Origin of the sequence: Rhizobium sullae (assembly GCF_900169785.1) — a bacterium.
Lineage (GTDB): Bacteria > Pseudomonadota > Alphaproteobacteria > Rhizobiales > Rhizobiaceae > Rhizobium > Rhizobium sullae.
The window spans coordinates 122,209-144,850 of the sequence record NZ_FWER01000006.1 but is presented as its reverse complement, the minus strand read 5'-3'; the positions used below and the strand labels follow the sequence as shown (position 1 = coordinate 144,850).

Here is a 22,642-nt window from a genome sequence, read left to right as displayed (position 1 = left end):
CGGCAATGTTTGAAAAGATCCTGATCGCGAACCGTGGTGAAATCGCCTGCCGGATCATCCGCACCGCCCGCCGAATGGGAATCCGCACCGTCGCCGTTTATTCTGATGCCGATAGCGGGGCGCAGCACGCTGGGCTCGCCGACGAAGCGATCCGCATCGGTGGTGCGGCGGCCCATGAAAGCTATCTCTCGATCGAGCGCGTTGTCGCGGCGGCGAAAAGGGCAGGAGCCCAGGCGATCCATCCGGGCTATGGCTTCCTTTCGGAAAATGCCGAGTTCGCCGAGGCTGTCGAGGCGGCAGGAATAGTCTTCATCGGCCCGCAGCCATTGGCGATCCGGGCAATGGGCCGCAAGGATGCCGCCAAGGCCCTGATGGAAAGCGCCGGCGTTCCGATCGTGCCCGGCTATCACGGCGAGAGTCAGGAGCCCGACCTTTTGGCGGGCGAGGCAGCCGGGATCGGCTTCCCCGTCCTCATCAAGGCGCGGGCCGGCGGCGGCGGCAAGGGCATGCGCCGCGTCGACCGGGCGGAAGACTTTTCAGCAGCACTTGATGCAGCCAAGCGCGAGGCGAAGGGGGCTTTCGGCGATGATGCCGTTCTTATCGAGAAGTACCTGCTTCAGCCGCGCCATATCGAGGTCCAGGTTTTCGGCGACCGGCACGGCAATGTCGTCCATCTTTTCGAGCGCGATTGTTCACTGCAGCGGCGCCACCAGAAGGTCATCGAGGAAGCGCCAGCCCCGGGTATGACGGCCGAGATGCGCCGCGCCATGGGCGAGGCGGCTGTCCGCGCGGCCCGGGCGATCGATTATCGCGGCGCCGGTACAGTGGAGTTCATCGCCGATGTCTCGAACGGGCTGTGGCCGGACCGCTTCTTCTTCATGGAGATGAACACGCGCCTGCAGGTCGAGCACCCTGTAACGGAGGCGATTACGGGCGTTGATCTCGTCGAATGGCAATTGCGCGTGGCAGCGGGTGAGCCGCTTCCGAAGAAGCAATCCGAGCTGAAGATCGACGGCTGGGCGTTCGAGGCGCGCATTTACGCAGAGGATGCAGAAAGGGGCTTTTTGCCTGCGACAGGCGTGATCGATGAGATGTGTTTTCCGGAGGACGGCGTGCGGATCGATGCGGGCGTCAGGGCAGGTGACCGGATTTCTGCCCATTACGATCCGCTGATCGCAAAGATGATCGTGCATGGTCCGAACCGCCGCGCGGCACTGGCGGCGTTGACCCGGGCACTGCAGGCCTCGCACATCGGCGGGACGGTGAGCAATATCGGCTTTCTCGCCAATCTGAGCCGTCAGGAGGACTTCGTCTCCGGCCATCCAGACACTGATTTGATCGAGCGCAATCTTGAAACGCTGACGGCAATTCCGACTGCTCAAGACACCGTGATTGCGCTTGCGGCGGTGCTGTCGTTGGAAGGAAAAAGGCCAGGCTCTGATCCTTGGGATACGCTCGGCCATTGGCAGCTTTGGAGCGAGATGCAGCGCGTTGTGACGTTGGACCATGCAGGCGGTCTTGCAAATCTGCGGGTCGTTGCGCGGGGCTTTGACATGTTCGCCGTTCATGACGGCCATCGCGTGATCCCCATCAGGATCATCAGCCGCCATGCCGACCGGTTGCAGGTGGAAGCCGATGGCAGGCAGGTGTCGGTCGGGATCGAGCGCGGTCCGCATCGGCTGTGTTTGAGGCTTGATGGCAACTTGCATCTCTTTGCGCTTGCCGATCCGCTGGACGGTACTGCCTTGGAAGCGGAGGCTGGCGATCGTCTCATTGCTCCGATGCCGGGCTTCATCAAGATCGTGCGGACAAGCGAAGGTGCCGTCGTCTCGAAGGGCGAACCGCTGATCGTCATGGAGGCCATGAAAATGGAGCTGACGCTGACGGCCGTGCGGGACGGCATCGTGGAAAGCGTTCAGGCGGGCGAGGGCCAGCAGGTTTCCGAGGGCGCCGTCCTTGTGACACTGAAGGCCGGGGAGGCATGATGACTACTTCCCATCAGGAACATGTCTCGATCGTCGAGATGGCGCCGCGTGATGGTCTGCAAAACGAGAAGCAGTTCATTGCGACAGCGGACAAGATTGCGCTTGTCGATATGCTGTCCGATTGCGGTTACGAGCGCATCGAGGTGACGAGTTTCGTGAGCGAAAAATGGGTACCGCAGCTTGCAGACGCTGCTGACGTGATGGCCGGTATTCGCCGCAAACCCGGCGTGCGCTATGCCGTGCTCACCCCCAACATGAAGGGTTTTGAGGCGGCGCTTACGGCGAAGGCGGATGAGATCGCGATCTTTGCCGCAGCTTCCGAAAGCTTTTCCCAGCATAATATCAATTGCTCGATCGCCGAAAGCATCGACCGTTTCCGCCCAGTCGCGCAGGCAAGCCGCGAGCACGGCATTCCGATGCGCGGCTATGTCAGCTGCGTCGTCGAATGCCCTTATGAAGGCACCGTACCGCCCGCCAATGCCGCGAAGGCCACGGCATGGCTGAGGGAACTGGGGTGCTATGAGATCAGCCTTGGCGATACGATCGGCCGCGGAACACCGGAAGCCGTAGCGGGGATGCTCGCGGCCGTGCTTGATGAGGCGCCGGCTGCGATGCTCGCCGGCCATTTTCACGATACCTCAGGCCGCGCGCTCGAAAATATCGACGTTGCGCTCGACCTTGGGCTTCGCGTCGTCGATGCCTCGATCGGCGGGCTCGGGGGCTGTCCTTATGCGCCGGGCGCAAAGGGCAATGTCGACACGATGGCCGTTGCACGGCATCTGGCGGCAAGGGGTTTTTCGACAGGGCTGGCGGAAGATAAGCTGCGGCAGGCAGCGGCCTTTGCCCGCGCGTTAAGGAGTGAGCGGTGATGCCAAAAGCGCTTCGCATCGACATCGACGCCCGCGGCGTCGCACGGCTGACGCTTGCGCGGCCCGAAAAGCATAACGCGATCTCGGCCGAGATGATGGATGAACTGATCGCGGCAGCAACGGCGCTGGGTACCGACCGCGGCGTTCGGGTTATCGTGCTTGCCGGCGAGGGCGCAAGTTTTTGCGCGGGCGGTGATCTTGGCTGGATGCGCGCGCAATTTAATGCCGGACGCGCCGAGCGGATTTCCGAAGCAAGGCGGCTTGCCACGATGTTCCGAGCGCTGAACGATCTTCCGAAGCCGATGATCGCCCGTGCCCAGGGCAACGCCTTTGGCGGCGGTGTCGGCCTTCTCAGCATCTGCGATCTGGTGATCGCCGCCGAAAGCGCGCGTTTCGGCCTGACCGAGGTTCGTTTGGGTATCATCCCGGCGACGATCAGCCCCTTCGTCATCGCCCGGATCGGCGAAGGTGCCGCCCGGCCGCTCTTCATGTCCGGTAAACTGATCAGCGCATCGGAGGCAAAGGCTGCCGGGTTGGTTGAGCATGTTGTACACGCCGAGGATCTCGATGCGGCAGTCGAAGCCGAAGTCGCGCATTTCCTGAAAGCATCGCCCGAGGCAGCGGCAAGAGCCAAAATGCTTGGACGTTCGCTTGGAATGCCGATCACGGACACGGTCGTCGAAAGCGTTATTAAGCAATTGGCGGACACCTGGGAAACGGAAGAGGCGCGCGAAGGCATCGCCGCCTTCTTCGAACGCCGGAGTCCATCCTGGCGTCGCGATGCTTGAATTGAGCGTATTTTGCGCCTATTTTGATTTAGGTGAGGTCAAACTATGTGAGGATGCTTATCATGGCAGCCACGGGTTTCAGTAATGTCGCTGCCCGGTTCGGTGATGAACATTCGTCGTTTCTGTCCGCCCGACGGGTCGCCGAGCAACTTGGCGTGACGCTTTCCGAGCTCGCTCGGCTGATCGGGGTGGCGCGCAATACGCTGACGGCGAAGTCGAGCGCCCGCAAGGTGGATGGCGCGCTGAGCAACGTCGTTCGCATTCTTGCGATGGCAAGCGAAATGACCGGCGATGAAAGCCGCGCGGTCATCTGGTTCAAGCATCAACCAATTCCCGGCTGGGGCGGCAAGACGGCGTTTGATCTTGTCGGTGAAGGCAAGCCTGACCGCGTTCTCGCCTATCTCGAAGCAGTCCGCTCCGGCGTCTATGCCTGAGGTGCAATCGGGCGCCATCGTGCATCTCTGGCGCGCCTTTGTTCCCAGATGGGCCTACGCGCCGCTTTCCGGCGAGGGCGGCAGCCGTTTCGGTGGCCGGTGGAATCCGGTCGGCGCCCCGACGATCTATGCGGCCTGCGAGTTGTCGACGGCCTGGGCCGAGTACAACCAGGGCTTCGTCCAGCATCCGGCGATGATCGTGCAGTTGGAGCTTAGAGGCGCTTGCCTTGCGGACACGACAGATCCAGGGCTTCTTCGCGAATTTGAGGTTCCGGCGGACATCCATCGTTGTGAATGGCGGATGCTGATGGATCAGGGCAAGGTGCCGGAGACCCACCGGTTGCGCGAACGCCTGCTTGAATCGGGATATCACGGCGTGATCTATCCGTCCTTCATGTCGCATGGCGGCACATGCGTCGCGCTGTGGGGATGGAATATGCCCGGAGCACCAGAACTTCGCGCAATCGATCCAGAGGGCAGACTGCCAAAATCATCGGCCTCCTGGCTGTAGCCTGCGGACGCGTTGGAGGATCGAGACGTAATTACGCATGGAACTCAATGCATTAGCCGCTCGGCAGGAATTCCATGAGATTAACGCGCGTAGTTCGCGTTGGGTCATGCGCGAAGCCATCGCGCAGTGCGTCGAGCGCGAGGAAAAGCGAGATGCATTCAAGGAAGACGCCATGCGTACTTGGGAGGACCATTAGCGAGCACATCTGCTTCAGTCGTTCGAGGACGCAGATGCCTGGCTGGCGAAGCTAGAGTCGGGTGAGGATGCGGAGATTCCTAAGTGCCGCGGCTGATCTGGGCGCAAAATCTTGAGAAAACCATTGAAGTTCATCGTTTCTGATCGTGTATGTCGATAAGTGCTGCGCCTCGACATTGGCCTATGTGCGACAACAGCAGCCTGCAAACGGATGGACATAATCAGAATTAATCGCTGTGATTAACGGCGCTTGACGAGGAGTTTTCGATGGAAAACTAAAGTGCTGACCGCGCATGTGCCGCTTCCGCTTGCGCAAAAGGTTGATCAACTCGCGGCGCGGCTTGAACGTTCGCGTGGCTGGATCGTCTAGCAAGCCCTGACCGCATGGATTGACCAGGATGAGGAGCGTCGGCGTTTGACGCTGGAGGCGCTGACCGACGTCGACAACGGCAACGCCATCGACCATCAGTCCGTCCAGGCCTGGGCTGATAGCCTCGACAGCGACGCCGATTTCGTTGCCTCGGTGAATGGAGCTCAAGTGGACGAGCAAAGCGGTCTCAGATCTCGCCCGCCTCTAGGACTTTCTCGCCCCGGTCAATCGACAAGCGGCGGCCCGGACCGTGCAATCACCAACCGCTACACCGACACGCCTGCTCGAACAGCCGCGCCTTGGTGAGCGGCTCGAGGCGTTCGATCCGCGGGGCCGCCGCATTCTCGTTGGCCACTACGAGCTCCGCTATGAAATCCAACTGCCGGTCATCTATGTCTTGCGGTTTTGGCATCCGCGTGAGAATCGATAGAAGCGCACACCACCAAGCGGCAACGCCCCCGCATCCGGTGGAAGCGGGGGCGATAGTGGCCCGGGCGTCCCGCGTCAGGCAGCCGCGAATGGCACGGCAACGAAGATCTTGTTGCCGCCGCGTTCGACAAGCAGAAGCACCGACTTGCGGCCGGATCTTGCAGCGTTGGTAACGGCGTTCTTCACATCGCCTGCATTTTGCACGGTCTTGTCGTTGACCGAAACGATGACATCGCCCGTTTGAATGCCTGCTTCGGCTGCCGGTTTGCCTGGGTTGACGCTGGCGACAACCGCGCCCGTGACGCTTCTCGGCAGGTTCAATTCCTCGCGGGTATGTGGCGTCAGATCGGCAAGAGCAATCCCGATGCCCGGACCGGCTTGTGTTCTGCCGCTGCTTTCCCCAGTGGTTGCCTCCTTCTCGCCTGTGTCGTTGCCGCCGATCGTGACGGTGAGCTCGGTGCTCTGGCCGTCGCGCCAGACGGTGAGCGTCTCTCTGGCGCCTGGCGACATGTCGGCGACAAGACGCGAGAGATCCTTCGGCGTTTTCACGGTTTCGCGTCCGACAGCGGTGATGATATCGCCCGTCTTGACAGCGGCGCGTGCGGCCGGAGTTGCGCCGCTTACGGCTGTGACGAGGGCACCCTGCGCGGCGCTGAGCCCAACGGCATCGGCAACATCCTTGGTGACTGCCTGGATCTGCACGCCGAGATAGCCATGCGCGATCGAACCGTCCTTCTGAAGCTTTGCGACGATCGCCCTGGCTTCGTCGGACGGGATGGCAAAACCGACGCCCACGCTGCCGCCATTCGGCGAATAGATGGCCGTATTCATGCCGACGACGTTGCCATCGCGATCAACCAACGGACCGCCGGAATTGCCGCGGTTGATCGGCGCGTCGATCTGGATGAAATCGTCATAAGGACCGCTGTGCAGATCGCGGCCGCGCGCCGATACGATACCGGCCGTCACCGTCGTGCCGATGCCGAAGGGATTGCCGATAGCCAGGATTTGGTCGCCGAGCTTCAACTGGTCGGAATCGCCCCAGGCGATCGTTGCAAGCGGTTTCGGAGCCTCGATCTTCAAAACGGCGACATCGGACTTCGCATCGGTACCGACCAGCTTGGCCGGAAGCTCCGTGCCGTCATCCAGTGTCACCTTTATGTCCAAAGCATTGTCGATCACGTGATTGTTGGTAACGATGACGCCATCTGGACTGATGATGAAGCCGGAGCCAAGCGCCATGGCGCGCTCGCCCTGCTGGTGCTGTGGCACCTGCTTCGGAAACGGTATGCCTTGCTGCTCGAAGAACTGCCGGAATTGCTCGTCCATCGGAGATTGGTCGTCGCCGGCGCTGGCGTCGGCTTTCACCGTCGTGGTGATGGTAACGACAGCAGGCTTGTCGGCATCGACGACTGAGGCGAAAGAGCCGCTGGAGGCAAGCGCCCCATTGATTCCGGCCGGACCGGCGACGGCGTTGGATGCGTTGATGGCAAACGGCAGGGCGACTGTGACTGCGATAAAAGCTGCGCCGATCAGCGCTGCGGTGCGATGCTTGGAGAGGATCGTTGACATGGCGAAAAGTCCCTTGCGGAAATGCTGCATGGCGGCGTCTTAGTTCCATGCGGGGAACGCGGGCGTCGGGCGAAACATGGCGCCAGTTCTTTCGTCTTCTTAGGAAAACCATCAAGACATCCGGTGCATATCGCCGGCCTCAAGAATTGGCGTCTTGGAGAGATATGCTCCGACCGGGCCGTGTTTACAAATTAAATGTCCTTACGGTTTCATTTCAAAAATGTAATAATTACAGAGATTTAATGTCGCAAGCGCAAGCGCAACATGAGTGTTCGAGGTGACTGCTACTTTGCAATCGAGCCTAACGTCCGAGAAACGTACGTCGCTGCGGCAAAGACTTGCGCAATTCGGCAGCAATTGCCACCAGTTCGTCTTTGACGTCATGGGTTACGTCGTATCCCAATGGCTTGACCATGGTGAAGATGTCGATCCGGTACGACGTGCTTGACAAGGCCCAAATGATCTTTGAGCCGCCGAACTTCGGCATCGCCGGGTCGGCTGATGCCGCCCGTTCGCCTCTCCGAAAGCGCCGAACGCTGCTTTCTGACGAAAGTTGCAGAGCCGGCAGAGGCCAGTTCCAGCGGGCGGACGCCTTATCGACCGACTTGAAAGACAGAAAGCCCTTCTCTCGTCGTTTCCGCGGACGACCCAGGAAAGGCATTTTGGAAGGAACACGGAAGGTGAGCATGCCACCTTTGATTCTCACAATCCCCGAGCGGGATGGCGATCATCGAAATCGCGGCAATCGGACAGACGCGGCAGACGGATGCATTTGCGCCGTCCACATATGGGACATCGATCATGAAGACGTGATGAAGGGACATATGATGGCGAGGTGAAGCCACAGCTCTGATCGGAACGATCAGCCAATCTGGCGGCAGTTGCATAACCAGGCGCTCGCCGGTGTTGAAGACAACGCTTTGAAAGCTCTTCTATGATAAGCGTGATTCCGCTCCATGAACACGCCAGACGGCCCAGGCGGCGAGCATGGCATATAAAGGGGCCTCCCTAGTCGGCGGACTAGGAAAGCCCTTAACCTGTCGCGCGGCATACCGAACAGTGCGCTTCAGGTCACGCGGAACATGCATCATATTTTCCGGAGAGGAAATCGGACTGAAGCCTGAGGAGCGGCCAGACTTTGGTCCTAGTCAATCATCGAATTCCCAGCAAAAGTGAGCTACCTGAACATGTTAAGTTTTCTTACAAGTTCGGCAGCAACGAAGACTGCATGGTCCGTCACCTGCGGTAGACCCATCAGTTCACCGAACGTGCCGCGCGCAAGCGGACCCGAAATCAATAGGGACGCGTTCGATAGACCGTCCTTGCCGACTGCTTCCGAACTCTCATTGCAGGCGATGCCAAGGCCGGTCGGATCGAGCTGAACACAACCGCTCTGATTGAGCGTATGCAGCCATTGCTGGCTTTCGAGAATACCGCCATGACTGGGACCTGTGGTCACGACCACAGCGTCGAAGCGTTTTTCGACATGCTCGCCGGTTCGCCGGCGAAGCAACACATCGATCGCCTCGCCGTCGACTTTGACGCTTGCAACGGAAGCGGCAAGAACCTCGAGCCGCCCTTCGGCAATGGCGCTTTCAAGAACGGCCTCAACCTGCGGCGCAACGCGGAAGCGATGGACATCCCAGTAAGGCCGCAAGTGGCGGACGATGCGGCACCGTTCGGCGACCGGCAGATTGCGCCAGATCTCATGGCCGTCGCTGCGCACCTGATCGATGACCGCGTGCCAGCTTTCGCCGATTTCGGCTGCCTGATCGATCGCTTTACGAACGTTCCGGAGGAGTGCAGCAGCACTTGCGGCCGGAGCGGAAAGGAAATCGCCGAACGGTTCCTGCGGGCAGGGTGGGTGGCCGCGCGAACGAAGGCCGCGGCGGGAAATCGAGGTAATCGGTCCATGATGCCCGCTGCGCGTCAGCGATGCGGTGATATCGGCAGATGTCAGCCCGTTGCCGACGATGAGGACCCGGTCGTCCGGGCGAATGATATCGAGTGCGCCGGGTCGCGTCGAATCGGCAACAAAGCGCGGGTGACCGGCCAATGCGGCGGAAAGGCTGCGCGGTGCTGAGGGCGCGGGATGGCTTGTCGCGATCACAAGAAAATCGGCGCGCGTGTCCTCGTCATTGCTATCCGTTATCAACCAGCCGTCCGAACCGGACGAGACCTTTGTTACGATCGCTTTTTTGTGCTGCACCGCACCGCTTAAGACAATTGGGCGCAGCCGCGCGGCGACATATGCGCCGAAGAGGTGCCGCTGCGGGAAGAGATTGCCATTCAGCCACAACGCTTCCCGGTCGTCGGCAACGGCGTCATTTTCCACCACCCAATCGAGAAAATCTTCCGGCAGATCGGGCAGCAGGCTCATGCGCGCAGCAGGGACGTTGATGCGGTGGGCCGGATCTTGCGTATCATAGGCAAGTCCGCGGCCGATTTCCCAGCGTGGTTCGAAGACGATGATCCGCGGCAACGTGTCCGGCATGGCTTTTACCAGGTGATAGGCGACACCCGCACCGGAAAAGCCGCCGCCGACAATGGCAACGGCGGGTCTTTTGACGCTATCCGTTTCGTTTTTCGTCACTGCTGCTGATCCAACTGGGTTCGAGATTTGGGAGGAGCTTGACGCATCTTTGTGGCTCGGCCTAGCCGATATTTTGGCGCCGTCGCAGTAAAATAATCTATAAGATTTATGGAGATCAATCGGAACCTTAAGCTGCCCCACCTTAAGCTGCCCCACCGAGGCTAGTTGAAACTCCTCTCGGCAATCGACAAAGTCGAAGTTCGCAAATGAAACCCCTTTAGGCTTCGGAGGTATGCACCAGAAGGGAAACCTAGGGCGCCGGCTGGATGATGTGCTGCGCGAGGCGAATTGCAAGGGCGATTGCTGTCAATGTTGGGTTGGCCTGGCTCGACGTCGGAAAGACAGAAGAACTCGCAATATATGCGTTAGCAAGATCGAAGATCTTCAAGTTCGCGTCGACGACGGCGTCGTTGCGGTTCGTTCCCATGCGCGTCAGCCCAATCTGATGCGTGCCGTGGCGGATGCGCGTAGCGATGGCGCTTGCAAGCGTATCGTCACTACGATTCAGATCGAGTTGACCCAGGTCATTTTTTTCGAGCCAGTCATTCAGGACTCGATGGGTCCGAACGAGTGCACGGATATTCTCGTCAGGCACGCGCATGTCGATCGTCAGCCGCGGCACGAAGAAAGCATCGACACTGTCAGACAAACGCACGTGGCTTTGCCTGTCTGGGAAATGTTCGGCATGGAAAGCGAGCCTGTACGTCCGACGGCTGTTATTGATGAAGAAGCCAGGCTTCCTGGCGCTTCGCCCGTAGCGATTGCGCAGATAGCCTGGTAGCTGCCTGACAATCTCGGTCGGGTTAGCGGCGAGGTTCTTGAGATGGCCGGCGATTGCATCAAGACGGCTTGCATGATGCCGGCGGATGACTTCAGGCGTGAGGAACCGTCCGAGTGGACGAAAGCTCAAGGCAAGGTAAGCGGCGGACAAAAAGGCACTTTCATGCTGCGGATCTGAAAGGGTCGGCACGTCGGGCCAGAACGCCACATTTGGTAAATGATGCTGGTTGATGAGCATATCGCTCGGCACGATGCGTCTGCGCACATATGCGCCTGTTTCGTCCCGGTGGAAGTCGAAAAGTGCCTCGGCCGGTCTGTTCGAAAATCTGAGCGCAGCAATATGCCCGAAAAGATGGCCCATGTAGTAACGGCCGAGCGCTCCATGAGGCCCCCCAAACATCAGCGGGTGACGCCGCTGGATGTTGAGCAGAAGTCTCGCCGCTTCCAGCCCACCTGAGGCAAGAACCACGAGTTTGCATGAAATGCGATAGGCAAGACCGTTTTTGTGACGGGCCACGACATGGCTGACGCTGCTGTTTTCCGTCAGGACCAGATCCACGACAGTGGTGTTCAGGAGGATTGTCAGTCCCCTATCCTTGCTGAATTGCTGAAGGCTCGCGCGAAACAGTTTCGGATCACGACTGTAACGTTCAAGGTGCGTTAGTTCGAAACGGGCGTCTACCGACGCAAGTGGTGCTTTATCGACGAACCCCTGGCCGCAGTTGGCGTATTCAACAGCACGGTCGTAGAACGGTCGTATCTCGTCATAGGAAATGGGCCACCGCCCATCGGGAAATCGATCTTCAAAGTCGATCGGATCAAAGGGAAGGCATCGCCCGGTCCAAAGGTTGCTTGTTCCGCCGAATTGGCGCGAGACGCAGATGCGGACGTCGTCGTGGGTGGCGGGCTCCAGGATTAAAGCGCCCGCGAGTTCATTCGAAGCCGCAGATGGGTCTAACCCGCCCGACTCAACAACGAGCACGCGCTTGTCGGCCTGCCGAAGCTCTTTGGCAAGGGTGAGGCCGACGGGTCCGGATCCGACGATGAGGACATCGATGTCACCTGGCATGTCATCAATACGTCCTGAAATCATTGCGGCCCCGTCACAATGTTAGCTATGGTGCGATATGTTGCAATGCATTTAATGCAAAAGAGCATGCTGGTGTGGAGTCACGAAGATTTCGGATTAAAAATCCCAATGACTCTCACGAAAGATGCGGTAGCTTGGTTTTGAAGTTCTTGCGGTATTTATTTACTATCATAAGTTTGAAATAGTATTCAATCACGTTATGTATATCTAAAAATGCACCATTTTAGTATGATTGAAACGGGGAATTTAATCAATATTGGCTACGATCATTGCGTGTAAAGATAGTTACATTACTAGTATGAAGTTAATAATACTTGCGACGGTGTACTCGGAAATTTTCGATATGACGCGTCGGAAGGATCGGAATTCCGATAATGATCATTTCCGGCATTTATCGCCAAGGCACCTACAGTGGGTCTTCGGGTGGAAGAGATACCGCTCCCTCCGCGCGCTAAACACGGCCGCGTGTAAACTTCTTTCAGGCAAATAGAGCACGAGAACCGCTTAGCGATCAAAGTTGCGAAGGGGTCGGCGCTTCTTTGTTGCTTGCAACTCCAAGCGCGACCGCAACCATATCCGCGATCGCAAGCGATCCCGTCAGGCCGGGGCTTTCGATCCCGAACAGGTTGACCAAGCCTTTGACACCATGCAGGTGCGGCACGTCAATGCGGAAGTCCGGCATCGGCATGGTTGCGTTGTGAAGCTTCGGCCTTATCCCGGCATAATCCGGCTGCAGGGCGCCGTCGCGCAAACCTGGCCAATAGCGGCGGATCGCACCGTAAAACTGTTCCGCGCGGGAGGCAGAAACATCGAGCGAATGGTTCTCATCGACCCATTCGACATCGGGTCCGAAACGGCAGCGCCCGTTGAGGTCGACCGTTGCGTGGACCCCAAGGCCGGCATGGTCGGGCATTGGGTAGACGAGGTGCGCAAAGGGCTGACGCCCGGAAAGCGAAAAGTAGTTGCCCTTGGCGTACCATTGTGACGGCACCATCTTGCGGGAAAGCCCTGCCGTCCTCGCTGCAAGGCCGGGGGCGCCGTGGCCGGCGGCATTGACCACGAAGCTCGCCTCAATTTCGGCCGGCTCTGCTCCGCCCGTGGTCAGGCCGATCTTCGCGCCACCGCACGTGATTGCCGCAGCCGGCGTGTTGAAGGCGAGCATGCCGCCGGCGGTTTCGAAATCGTCGCGCAGCGCCTGCATGTAACCGTGACTGTCGATGATGCCCGTCGATGGCGAAAACAGCGCGCCAGCGCAATGCAGCTCCGGTTCAAGGTTGGCGACGTCGCTCGGTGAGAGTGGAACGAGATCCAAAACGCCATTGCGCTTGGCCGCAGCGGCGATCGCTTCAAGCTTGGGCAATTCCTCGGGGCTTGCTGCAAGTAGGATCTTGCCTACGCGTCGCGCTTCCACGCCGCGACGGGCACAGTAGTCGTAAAGCGCCGCCCGGCCCTCGACGCAGGCCGTCGCCTTAAGCGAACCCTGCGGGTAATAAAGACCAGCGTGGATAACTTCGGAGTTCCTGGACGAGGTTTCTGTGCCGATTGCGTTCGAGCGCTCGAGAATGATGGTTTCAAGGCCGCAAAGCGCGAGCTTGCGGGCAACCGCCAGGCCGATGACGCCTGCGCCTACGACAATGGCGTCGACAAAAAATCTGCTCATCCGGCTTTCATCTCACGCCAACCGTGTACGCTGGGCCTTGCCCGCCACCACGCATGAACCATTCTCCTTCATCTTACCGGTGAGCAACGGAGTCAATTGTGCAGCGTGCAAAGCGCAGCAGATTTTCGTCACGGTAAAGCGGATAACACATCACCCCTCGACCGATCTGGACAATCACACACCTTGAGCTGCTCGGAGACAATGAGGGTCCCGCATCAGGATCGGGGGCCGACCGCTTTGCCCGGAATATCAAGGGCGCGAGCAGGCCTGGACATGTCCTCGTGCCAGACCAGAAACAGGACACCGAGAAAATAGCCCATCTGGATCAGGACAGCGCATAAAAGGCTATCGGCAAACGCGCTGAGGACGGAGTCTTGCGTCCATAACATCGCGCAAAAGAAGGCGATGAGCACGGCGGCCATCGAAACAAACACCTTGGGTGCGTACATGAACTCCCCCATCCCGCCTCACGATGCGCATTTTGAACCCTGGCCGTTTTCTATCGTCGCGCAATACTGCGCACGGTCGGAGATAACTTGGTTCCTCGATGCAGTGTTGTCATGCTTAATGCGCCCCTTGGAACTTCAACAGACAAGATGTCAAAAAGATGTCGTCGTTAAAAAGTCGTTAAAAGCGATATTTCGTGGTGTCTTATGCCGAAAATGTCGAAAACTTGTCAGTAATCCGAAAGAATAAAGTTTACAAATGATAGGCTAATGAATCTTCGTGAAGAGTAGAAGTCTATGTGCGCGATAAAATGTGACCATGCAAATCGAGGTTGACGCAACGCTACGTACGGTAGCGTACGCATCCCCGGACGTAGTTCATCATTTCGGGGGTATACATCAGATTGTTCTTGAAAAATACTAATCAGTGCGATTTAAATGGCCAGTACTGTGGGGACATCAGAAATGAAGTACGATGCCGAATTTGCCGATGCTTCGCGTAATCACAGGGATCGACACGTCCCGCAGCCTGCGGGCGGTGCACAGAAACGGATTTTTGACGCCGTTCTGGCGTGTGTTGCTATCCTTTGCCTTTTGCCACTGATGATTGCAATCGCTTTGCTTGTTCGCTTGACCGATGGCGGTCCAATGCTTTCCGCGGAAAAACGGCGATCAGTCGGGGGAGAGGGTTTTGAATGCTACAGCTTCCGGAAATTGCCGGTCGACTGGCGCCTCCGGCTTGGCCAGCATCTGTCGCGCCATCCAGACGAGCTTGCAAGCTGGATCATGACGGCAACGTTGAAGGACGATGTTTTGGTGACGCCGGTTGGACGGATTCTTGATCGAACGGGGCTTGATGATCTGCCGCAACTTCTCAATGTGCTTCTCGGTGACATGAGCTTTGTTGGTCCGCCATCGCTGCCCGTTGATCGCAGCGACGTCAAAAGGGGCAACGTGTCGGCACAGTTTTGCAGACCGGGCATGATCAGCGATTGCCGCACCAGTGCGGACGGCGCCAGGAACTGGGAAGCGGCGGCTGCTTCCTATGCGGCCCAGTGGAGTTTTGTGGGTGATCTGAAGATTCTGGTTCGCGCGATTAGCGGTCTGTTCCAGGCCGAAAGATTTCAGCTCAATCATTGAGGAGATCGCTCATGGCGGCACGGTTCAGCACCGTGCTTGCGCGTAAGCGAGTGACCTGTTTGTGTTGAGCCCTCACTGGCGAATGACGAGCTGTACGCGCGTAGTATTGGTCTGGCTATCACGCTGAAGCGAAAGCCGCGCGCCAAGGCCATTGACGGCGAGCCTCAGGATGGCCGCGTCACGGCCGCTCATGAATGGCGACAGCAGTGCGGCGCTTTTCTGGATGAAAGTCACCGATGTGTCTGCTGCCCCGGCTGCGATTTCGACGCTGACGGCCTCGGACTCTTTTGCGCTCGCTGCCATGGTCGACAGCGCGATGATCAGGATCAGCAGTCGCTCTCGATGGCCTTCAATGCCGTCGAAACTACGCAATGAAGATACCCGCAGATCAAAAAGGATGGTCAGCGCGTCAAGGGCTCGATGTAAGACAAGCCCGGGCAGCGCGTCGTATTGCGGTACATTGCTTGCGATCTCGGTGAACGTTTTGAGCAACTGGCCGATCAGGAAGCTTGCGGCGGTCAGCCTTTCCACGATAAGCGCGTCGCTGCGTCGCGCAGAACGCCTTGCGATCCCGACCGCACCATTTGCCAAGCCCTCTGCCGGAGAAATTGCGGATGTCTGATAAAGCCCGAGTTCGCTGGATCTGACTTCGAGCACAGCCCCGGCAAAATCGCGGAAGTAATTGTCGGCGGTCGCCCCGGTTTTTTCCTCAAAGTCTTCAATGATTTCGCACCTTGCCGGTGCGCCCGGTGTGCAAATGATAAGGACGAAGCGCGTCTTATGGTGAAAGTACAAAAATGACAGCTCAGCGCTCTCGCAGACCAAAATCCTGTCGAGAATGCGAGACGATGCTGCCTGAACGGCGGGAAATATTGCATCATTGAGTAACATCACTATAACACCATTGGAGGCGCCAACAGTATCGAGATATATCCAACTAAAATCCAGATAAAAACTTCGATTGTAGGGTCGGGATGTTACGCTCTTTGGATAATGAGACATAAATGCCTCAAGATTAATCTCGCAGTTGATCTGCCGATCTCTATCCCGCGATTGAAAGCGAGTCGGGAGCAGCTTTTGGCCCCGATCCTGCCTGTTTGTACTAGCGAAGCAGACAGATGACCGCGAGCAGGATAAGAAGCCAGAGGAGCATCGACACCCCGGTGGCGTTCAGCAACGTTGCTTTCTTCATGCCGCTCTCCCGCTTTCGAATGAGAAGAAGGATAGGCGGTGAAGCTTGCGTCGGGTTATCGCCTGTCTGCGACGAGACGTGTCATCTGCCCCGCCCGAGCAGGAGCTGGATACGTTCGATCATCCATCTCCTGCTGAAGCAGGTGAGCCAGCCGAAATAGATGACCATGCCGAGACTCGCGGAGATTGCGAGGCGGAAGGGAGGGTGCATCCCAGCCAATGTTGTTGCTTGCACGTAGTATGTGACGACGCCCATGGCGAGGGCCGCCGCCGCGGCCGGCGCGAGCCCCATGTAATGCGCCTTTGCCTTCAGGTTCAGCCGACGCAGTAACAAGACATTACCGATCACGCCATAGACGAGCGCCGGCGACGACATCACCAAAATCGCAGCGCCTGCCGTGCTTGTCGGTATGACGACGAGCGCACCGATACAAGTCAAGGCAACGGCGATAGAATATTGCAGCGACATGCGGTTCAGGCCAAGTGCGTTCATTGCAATGGGGTTGAACCAGACAAGCGGGATCATCAGCGAGGTGATCGACACGGCGCGAAGAATGGGCGCAACCCCGGCATAGGACGAAGGCAACAGCAACGCCACCGCATCATCGGCGACGACGATCAGTCCGGTAAAGGCCGGCAGCGCCACGAAGGCAGCGGTTCGGATGATGGCCGTAAACACTTCGCCTTCCGCCGCAAGGTTGCCGCGCACCTTGCTCATCAACGGAAACCACAGCGCAAAGAGCGGGCTGACCAGGGGATTTTGCAGCGACTCGCTGATCCTGTCGGCAGCCCGGAACAAGCCCACGGTCGCGCCATCGAAGCGGATGCCGAACACCAACATGGCAGCGCGCTGCATGGAGATGTTAATGGCAGCGACCATCCACAGGGGCAGGAAGCGGCGAAGAACTTCACGGCACGCGCCTTTTTCGGTATGGCGCCCGGGAAACCAACCGGTATGACGAAACTCAAAGAGAACAACCGCCATTGTCGAAATAATGCGCTGAGCAGGCAGCGCCCAAATCGCCAGCGGTGAGAACGCCAATGTGATACCGGTGATTCCGCCCGCAAGGGTCGAAATCATATTGCGCTGAGCAAACGTCTTGAAGCCCAGCTCACGCATTATGAGGGCATCCATCACCGACAGCCAAGGCGTAAAGAACAAAAGAAGGCCAAAAATCGGCATGTAGTAAGCAACCAGCGGCGCGTTCTCAAAGTCAGCGAACAAAGGCCCAGCCATGAACAGAAGGAGTGCAAAGGGTGTGGCCACCAAAGACAAGGAAATGAACGCTGCGTTCAAGCTCTTCTTGTCGAAATTACCACGCTGCAGGATCGCGTCCATGCCGGCATAGCGGCCGTCATTGGCGATGAAGTCGGCCACAACAGCAGAGAGCGCGACTGCCCCGAAGACGGCAGGTTCCAGCATGCGCGCAAGGATCAGAAAGATGATAAACCCGGCGCTCTGCGAAAAGATCGCGTTGATGGTATTCCAGGCAATGCCATTTCGAAGTGCCGTTGCCAGCGACGTTTCAGACATGGACCATCCCATCTGTGCAAGGCGCAACCGACGCAGTCGCACCGCCACGGATCATAGTCAAGCATGGGCGGCTGGAAAAGCAGGCGCCCCTCACGCCTGCAACCGGTACCAGTTGAAGATGGTCTTGATGCGCCGACGCAGGTCCTTGATAAAATGGACCTCGCCAAGCTTGAGGACCTGCGCCCGATACGGGGTCTTTTTCAGATAGCGGTAATAGGTCCAGATCAACGGATGCCATCCGTCCGTCGACCACGGTTTGTTGTGCTCCGTGAAGTGGATGATCTTTGGCCTGCGCCCTTTTCTCATTTCGGCTGCGGTTGCATAGCAGGGCTTGCCTTCCTGCGGCATCAGCATTCGGCGTTGGACGTTCCACAAAATATCAAGCCGCTTCCATCGGCTCCAGAAGACAACGTTGAGCGCGCACTGATCGCCATACTCCATATCGCCGATGCGCGTTTCCAAGACAGTGATGACTTTGGAAAGATCGTCACTGGCGCGCAGCTTAGTGAGATCCATCAACAGCACGCCGGAATTGAAGTAGCCAAGGCGCCTGGGCTGCAGCTGAAAACGCCCGGCGAACGCCTCGCCGTCCATGCCGACGTCGCAGACCGCACCGATTGCATGCTCGCCCAGATCGGTGGCGTAGAGTTCCCTAATATCACCCATGACGACGAGGTCGGCATCGAGATAAAGGACTCGATCGATATCCGGCGGGGCAAGCTCGGAAAGCATCAGGCGATAGTAGCCGGCGCGGCTGATATGGCGTTGGCCGGGCATTGCAAGGACGCTCGAGCTTTTGATCTCGAGCCAATCGAACTTGTGTCCTTCAGCACAGCGTTCGAAGGTCGAACGGGCTTGGGGTGAAATTCCATCATGGACGACCAGAAAGCGGAATTTTGCGCCCGGCGCGTTAGCGAGAAGCGACGCCAGCACAACACCTGCATGCGGCAGGTAAGCGGTATCGAGTCCAAAGGCGATTACCACCTCCGGGGCGGGCGGGCGCGGGCGGCTGTATCGCTGCATCGCTGCCTCAAGCAGAGGCTCGGCAAGGGCACGGCCGTTCAAGCCTTCGGCGATTGACCGGAAATTGGCGGTCTTCATCGGCAAGGCGCCTATGGCACGAGATGCCAGATTGCCTTCAAATGCGGGATCACTCATTACCCCTCCAAGCCGGAGCCTCATGCTCCGGTCTCATTTCATCGAAACGTGTGCTGCCTATTGCCAGCCCGGATATCCGCTCCATGCGCGGCGCATGCCAAGCTTGACGTAAATCCAGTCCAGCACGGCATCGACGACAAGCATGCCGTTGACACCAAAGCCGGCCCTTGCCAGTGCATCAAAATGGGGTTGCAGATGGTCGCGGCCGCGATCTTCGCGCCACCAGGTCAGAATGCGGCGTACATAATAGCGGCGAAACGCAAGAAGCTGACGGCGGTAGTCGGTCCCGAAGGCGATCGGGCCGTGGCGCATGATGAGATCAAGGCCATCGCGCGTCCAGGCGCGGGTTTTGCCGGCATAATGTAAGGCGGTTACCGTATTCTCGTGTACACGGGTAAAGCCAAGCGCCTCGTGCACGAAACCGAAATCGCTGATCGCCAGCATCCGGAAGACCGTATCGAGGTCCCAACTGCCGTCCATGGCGCTGGCAAAAAGCGGTTCGAGCGCGTCAGTCACGCGCCGGCGCCACATCATCTGGACCGGCATCAAAATGCCCTGGCGCAGCAGCGCCATACGCATGGCGTCCTTCCCGGGAAAAACCGGCTTGCCGGGCGGCCAGAAGAAATCCTGAACGGCACCCGCACACTCATGCAGGCTGCCGATTACCCCGACATTCGGAAAGGTTTCGCCGAGCGCCGCCATCTTCGAGATCGACGTCGGGCTGATCGTGTCATCGTCGCACAGATAGCGCACATAGACAGCGTCCCGAGGCACCAGGCGATAAGCTTTCGTCCAGTTTTCACGCTGATCCAGCGTCTTGTCATTGCGGAAGCAAAGGACAGGGATGCGCTTGTTCAAATAGGCGGAGACGATTTCTTCGGTATTGTCGCTGCTATTGTTGTCGAGAACGATGTGAACAAGATTTGGCCAATCTTGCTGCTGGACGGATTCCATCGTTTCAGCCAAGAACCGGCCGCCATTATACGTCGGGGTCACAACAGCGACAAGTGGCAAGGACATTCTACATTCCCCCACGTGAAGGAAACCCAACTAAGCACTAAGGCTATGTTATAGTTCAGGCGATGCGAGTCAATAATGGTCTGGCAGAGAATCTGATTTATTATTGCGATACTGTCGATTCTCTGTATAGCTGACTATCAAAGACCTTGGAAACATTCCTTTGCAAAGGCTATTTGAGCTTATCTGACGAGGGTTCGGCATCAGCCGTGGTTGACCTTGGACAGGTCATCATCATCATCATCATGGGTCACCCGAGACCGCCGCGGCGAGGCACATGAAAACCTTCGCTGTCGGCGAATTGAGGATAATACTCCACCAAGGCATTGCCTGCCGTTCCCGCGACCGGTTTCGCGAGTGCACCGGCGCAGTAGTAGATGAGGAAGGATCCGATCGTGTATTGATTAAGAAAATCGACTTCGAAGAAGGAGCGACTGACGAACAGTATGATGAGACCGAAGAGCACGACATCCTCGTTTCGCGCGCCTGACGACAGGAGGCGTCTGATATAACCAGCGAGGAGGCCAAGGATGATGGTGCCGAGCAGGACAAGTCCGATATAGCCAAGTTCGACCATGGTCTCGATGTAGGTATTATGAAAGTGAAAGCCCGTACGCGAGGCAATATAGAACTGCTGCCACAAGACCTCCGGTTGAGAAAAACCCTGGACCCAGAAACCCTGGAAACCGATGCCGAAGACAGGTTGTTCATGGGCGATCTCGAGGCCGCGCTGCCAAAGATACGTCCGCCCTGTCAATGTCGCATCCTTGCCGAAGATGCCGAGGATCGCTCCGAACAGCCCGGCACTCAGTGCAATCAACAGGGCGACGGCTGCTGTCGGAACGATCGACAGGAAGAGGACCATCCGATGCCGCGGTGAGAACTGCTTCAAGAAGACCGCAGCGACTGTTGCGGCAATCGTTGCGGCGATCGTGATCGTGGAGGTCGCAGACTGGGCCGCGTGGAGCGAAAAGGCGCCGAAGGCGCCCGACATCAGGGCCAGGATGCGCCACATCGTCTGCACCTGCAGAATGAAGACCAGCGAGAAGGAGGCAAAGACGCCGAGCGCGGCAAACATGCCGAGTTGGTTCTTCGATGCGAACGCGCCGATGAAGCTGTAGACACCATCAAGAGGATCGTAGCTGAAGTGCCCAAACAACAGCGAGTAGAGCAGCACCAGCGACGCGCCGAGGCTCATGCCCAAAATCATCGCCTTGACGGGCACGACCCGTGCGGCAACCAACGCGCAGACAATCGTTGAAAAGTATTGTAGCCCGCCGCGCAGGCTGAGCCCCGGAACCGCAGACCAGAAAAAGGATAGGCAGGCAAAGATGGAAAAGGCAACAATCCAGTAGAGAGGCCGTGGATCGCCGATGACTGCGCGCGGATCCATGGCAAGAAGAGGCAGCCACACCACATAGAACAACAGAATGAAGACGGAGCCAAACACCTGCGCATAGGCGATAAAAAACATCGTCGCGACCATCGCAAAGATCGCAAAGGGCGTGTTCCGTTCAGGCGATAAGAAAGCGTTGATACTGATACGCATGCCAACCTGCCGAGCCCTAGTCCTATGATTTTTCGTTGATGACGCTGACCTTGACCAAGTCTCCCGGCTGCACTGGCGTCGTCTCAGTTGCTGGAATCTCCTGGATCTTGCTTGCGACTGTTCGAACGATCGAATAGCTGACGAGCTTGACAGCGTCACTTCCGGTCAGTTGCGAGGCCGTTGGCGCATTCACCAGCGACTCGGCCATCAGTTGCCGGTACATCTGAAGCTGCAGCGCATTTTCGTCCAGCTGCGACTTGGTTTCCTGCATATCGAGCGCAATCTTCGATTTGCGCTCGTTCTTCAAGTCGATCGTGTCGAGTGCGGCCTTGTTCATTTCCTGCTTGGCGCGCAGTGTGGCAGCGTCGAGGTCGAGCAGGTTGCTCTGGGTATCGGCAAGCGTTGTCTCGAGCCCCAGCGCCCGGGAGCTGACGGCCAGACCCTGATTAACGAGCTTGGCGGTCCTTTCGAGCTCCTTCTTGTAAAGGTCCACCTGCCGGGCCTGGTTGTCGACTTTCTTGCTGAGCGAGGTGATTTCGTTGCCATAAAGGGTTTGCAGCTCATCGAGCCCTTTGAGGCGAAGGTCGAACGCATTGCGGTTCGTTTCCATGATTGCCATTTCATCCTCGACCAGCGTTTGCGATTGCGGGATGGCGGCAAGGTCCTCTGGAATCGCAATCTTCTCCTCACCGGCCTCCTCGGAGGCAAGTCGCGCTTTCTTCGCCATCAGACGGGCGCGCTCGGCAACAAGTACCTCGTAGCTGCCCTTGGCATTGATGAAGTCGCGTTCGAAACGCTGACCTTCGTCCAGCCCGCGACGCATGCCGCCGGCAAGACTGATTGCCTTCAGGACCGTCATTTCCGGATCGTAGGGATATTTGCCGGGCGTGTGGACTTCTCCAGCTACGAAAATCGGCCGGAATTCGAGAATCTCAACCGAAGCTTCCGGCGGATCGGGAAGCCCGAAACGCTCCTGAAGGCTGCGGGCGATCTCGCGCGCCACCTCCGAGGTCGACCGGCCGGCTACTTTCAACTCGCCCGTAAAAGGCAGAGCCAGATCGCCGTTCGGACCCACGATGTATTCGCCGGTAATACTCGGCCACTCGCGAAACTGCCCCTCGGCAGTCTGCCACTCGACCACTCGGACGGACAGCTTGTCCATGATTCCAAGCTTATAGGGATCAGCGTGCGCAGGCGACAGAAACGCCAGATGAACAAGAAAGACGACTGCGGCAAGTGTTGCAAGGCACAGCCGTGGCAGCGCGCAAATGGCGTTACGCGCGGCAGGAGAGAGCTGACGAATTGACCTCATAGTTCTTTCCTTATCCTCG

19 protein-coding genes and 2 pseudogenes are annotated in these 22,642 nt (G+C 58.1%); 9 read left to right on the top strand and 12 right to left on the bottom strand.

Annotated features, from left to right (window positions below):
* The first annotated feature begins 5 nt into the window (after positions 1-5).
* From BN1800_RS07855 to BN1800_RS07820, 8 genes and pseudogenes are all read left to right on the top strand, one after another.
* Entirely contained in the window at positions 6-1,985 is a 1,980-nt protein-coding gene (locus tag BN1800_RS07855; RefSeq protein ID WP_086996245.1) for an acetyl/propionyl/methylcrotonyl-CoA carboxylase subunit alpha, read from the top strand.
* The gene (locus tag BN1800_RS07850) at positions 1,985-2,854 is read left to right on the top strand and encodes a hydroxymethylglutaryl-CoA lyase (protein WP_086996242.1); all 870 of its coding nucleotides are present in this window, start codon (positions 1,985-1,987) and stop codon (positions 2,852-2,854) included. Before BN1800_RS07855 ends, BN1800_RS07850 begins: the two co-directional genes overlap by 1 nt.
* Positions 2,854-3,642, top strand: a complete 789-nt coding sequence (locus BN1800_RS07845; protein WP_027511664.1) for a crotonase/enoyl-CoA hydratase family protein — start codon at positions 2,854-2,856, stop codon at positions 3,640-3,642. The genes BN1800_RS07850 and BN1800_RS07845 overlap by 1 nt, the downstream gene beginning before the upstream one ends.
* Positions 3,643-3,704: 62 nt before the next feature.
* A complete protein-coding gene (locus tag BN1800_RS07840; RefSeq protein WP_027511663.1) occupies positions 3,705-4,076 on the top strand; it encodes a DUF2384 domain-containing protein in 372 nt (123 codons plus the stop codon).
* Positions 4,069-4,587, top strand: coding sequence for an RES family NAD+ phosphorylase (locus BN1800_RS07835; RefSeq protein ID WP_086996236.1), 519 nt, complete (start codon positions 4,069-4,071; stop codon positions 4,585-4,587). The genes BN1800_RS07840 and BN1800_RS07835 overlap by 8 nt, the downstream gene beginning before the upstream one ends.
* A gap of 37 nt (positions 4,588-4,624) precedes the next feature.
* On the top strand, positions 4,625-4,783 hold the full coding sequence (locus BN1800_RS41970) for a hypothetical protein (RefSeq protein WP_210191274.1): 159 nt from the start codon (positions 4,625-4,627) through the stop codon (positions 4,781-4,783).
* A gap of 249 nt (positions 4,784-5,032) precedes the next feature.
* A pseudogene (locus BN1800_RS07825) lies at positions 5,033-5,309 on the top strand (CopG family ribbon-helix-helix protein).
* Positions 5,310-5,582: pseudogene (locus BN1800_RS07820) on the top strand (type II toxin-antitoxin system RelE/ParE family toxin).
* Between the two features lie 74 nt (positions 5,583-5,656).
* On the opposite strand, the gene BN1800_RS07815 reads toward BN1800_RS07820, so the two are convergent.
* The 6 genes from BN1800_RS07815 to BN1800_RS07790 form a co-directional block, all read right to left on the bottom strand.
* Complete coding sequence (locus tag BN1800_RS07815) at positions 5,657-7,153, bottom strand: DegQ family serine endoprotease (RefSeq protein ID WP_086996290.1); 1,497 nt, start codon at positions 7,151-7,153, stop codon at positions 5,657-5,659.
* Positions 7,154-7,454: 301 nt separating this feature from the next.
* On the bottom strand, positions 7,455-7,640 hold the full coding sequence (locus BN1800_RS40200; RefSeq protein WP_143533911.1) for a hypothetical protein: 186 nt from the start codon (positions 7,638-7,640) through the stop codon (positions 7,455-7,457).
* Positions 7,641-8,330: 690 nt separating this feature from the next.
* On the bottom strand, positions 8,331-9,746 hold the full coding sequence (locus tag BN1800_RS07805; RefSeq protein ID WP_244564465.1) for an FAD/NAD(P)-binding protein: 1,416 nt from the start codon (positions 9,744-9,746) through the stop codon (positions 8,331-8,333).
* 250 nt (positions 9,747-9,996) lie between these two features.
* Positions 9,997-11,595 carry an FAD-dependent oxidoreductase gene (locus BN1800_RS07800; protein ID WP_179213764.1) on the bottom strand — a complete coding sequence of 533 codons (1,599 nt, stop codon included), beginning with the start codon at positions 11,593-11,595 and terminating at the stop codon, positions 9,997-9,999.
* A 532-nt stretch (positions 11,596-12,127) separates the two neighbouring features.
* Positions 12,128-13,276 (bottom strand): NAD(P)/FAD-dependent oxidoreductase, encoded by a 1,149-nt coding sequence (locus BN1800_RS07795; protein ID WP_086996227.1) that lies wholly within the window; start codon positions 13,274-13,276, stop codon positions 12,128-12,130.
* 215 nt (positions 13,277-13,491) lie between these two features.
* Complete coding sequence (locus BN1800_RS07790; protein ID WP_086996285.1) at positions 13,492-13,725, bottom strand: exopolysaccharide production repressor protein; 234 nt, start codon at positions 13,723-13,725, stop codon at positions 13,492-13,494.
* A gap of 435 nt (positions 13,726-14,160) precedes the next feature.
* Here BN1800_RS07790 and BN1800_RS07785 point away from each other — a divergent pair, with 435 nt between their 5' ends.
* The gene (locus BN1800_RS07785; RefSeq protein ID WP_086996223.1) at positions 14,161-14,862 is read left to right on the top strand and encodes a sugar transferase; all 702 of its coding nucleotides are present in this window, start codon (positions 14,161-14,163) and stop codon (positions 14,860-14,862) included.
* Between the two features lie 72 nt (positions 14,863-14,934).
* On the opposite strand, the gene BN1800_RS07780 is transcribed toward BN1800_RS07785, so the two are convergent.
* The 6 genes from BN1800_RS07780 to BN1800_RS07755 form a co-directional block, all read right to left on the bottom strand.
* A complete protein-coding gene (locus tag BN1800_RS07780) occupies positions 14,935-15,864 on the bottom strand; it encodes a hypothetical protein (protein ID WP_143533909.1) in 930 nt (309 codons plus the stop codon).
* Between the two features lie 271 nt (positions 15,865-16,135).
* Entirely contained in the window at positions 16,136-17,587 is a 1,452-nt protein-coding gene (locus BN1800_RS07775; protein WP_179213763.1) for an oligosaccharide flippase family protein, read from the bottom strand.
* A 90-nt stretch (positions 17,588-17,677) separates the two neighbouring features.
* The gene (locus tag BN1800_RS07770) at positions 17,678-18,745 is read right to left on the bottom strand and encodes a glycosyltransferase family 8 protein (protein ID WP_179213762.1); all 1,068 of its coding nucleotides are present in this window, start codon (positions 18,743-18,745) and stop codon (positions 17,678-17,680) included.
* A 57-nt stretch (positions 18,746-18,802) separates the two neighbouring features.
* Complete coding sequence (locus BN1800_RS07765; RefSeq protein ID WP_086996212.1) at positions 18,803-19,765, bottom strand: glycosyltransferase family A protein; 963 nt, start codon at positions 19,763-19,765, stop codon at positions 18,803-18,805.
* Between the two features lie 247 nt (positions 19,766-20,012).
* Positions 20,013-21,311: an O-antigen ligase family protein gene (locus BN1800_RS07760; RefSeq protein WP_086996209.1), complete on the bottom strand. Its 1,299-nt coding sequence runs from the start codon at positions 21,309-21,311 to the stop codon at positions 20,013-20,015.
* A gap of 22 nt (positions 21,312-21,333) precedes the next feature.
* Entirely contained in the window at positions 21,334-22,623 is a 1,290-nt protein-coding gene (locus BN1800_RS07755) for a polysaccharide biosynthesis/export family protein (protein WP_027511655.1), read from the bottom strand.
* Between the last annotated feature and the right edge of the window lie 19 nt (positions 22,624-22,642).